This is a genomic window from Rhodococcus sp. KBW08, from assembly GCF_003852455.1.
Lineage (GTDB): Bacteria > Actinomycetota > Actinomycetes > Mycobacteriales > Mycobacteriaceae > Rhodococcus_F > Rhodococcus_F baikonurensis.
This window is the reverse complement of the sequence record NZ_QAJJ01000066.1, coordinates 1-960: the sequence shown is the minus strand read 5'-3', so window position 1 is coordinate 960 and position 960 is coordinate 1. Positions and strand designations below refer to the sequence as shown.

Here is a 960-nt window from a genome sequence, read left to right as displayed (position 1 = left end):
TTTCCCTCCGCCGTCACCGGAGCCGCACCCGCAACCCCGGCACCCGCCACCACCGCGAACCCCGCAGCAACAGCAAACACACTCAAACCTGCAACTGCACGACGTGCAGAACTTACAGACATAGATTTTCCTTCTCGAGAAGTGAGCGATATGGGTGATGCCCCACCACCGAACGCGGGCGGGGCATCACCGGTGTCGATGGCTAGGAGCCGAAGATGTTGCCCAGGCTGCCGAGTGAACCGCTTCCACCGGTTCCGGGTTCTCCACCGGTGCCGGGTGCGGCGATCTGGACGGAGACCTGATCGGACGACGCCGTCACCGTTCCGGCGCCCGAGTACTCCGCTGCGACAACTCGCTGCCCCTGAGTTGACGGCTTCCACGAGATGCTGGCTTTTCCGGAGGAGTCGACCGTCGCCGTGCCGATGACCGACTCACCGTCTTTGAAGGTGACTGTGCCACCGGCATTGGCGGGGCTGATCTGAGCGGAGATGGTCTGCGCTACACCGACCTGCCCTGCTCCCACGCTCAGATCTGTTGTCGAGCTCGTCGTTCCGGCGGGCTGTTCGGCAACTGTCACATTCGCGGTGGTGCTCGATCCGGTGACGCCGGATCGGCCGGCAAACACAGCCTCGACGGTCTGCGCACCGGCAACTGTCGGAACCCAGGCATACGTCGCTTCACCGTTGCCCGCCACCGGCACCGAAGCGAGCACTGTTCCGCCGACCTTGAACGTGACCGTTCCACCGGTGCCCGACGCGGACACAGTCGCTTTGAGAGTGGTCGACTTGCCGACCTGCGCGCCCGAGATCGGCGCCAGAGTCGTGCTGGACTGAGCATCGGCCTGCGAAACGTTCACGTTCACCGGCGCCGAAGCGGAACCGACGGCACGCGCCGTGTCGGCGAACTTCGCTGTGATCGAGTGGTCTCCACGGGTGGTCGGCGTCCAGGCAAGTGTTGCAA

General features: G+C 64.7%; 1 protein-coding gene. It reads right to left on the bottom strand.

Annotated features, from left to right (window positions below; translation table 11 throughout):
- Positions 1-202: 202 nt before the first annotated feature.
- Positions 203-960 (bottom strand): Ig-like domain-containing protein (locus DBV08_RS32065; RefSeq protein ID WP_148090806.1); only part of this gene is annotated, 758 nt, incomplete at its 5' end.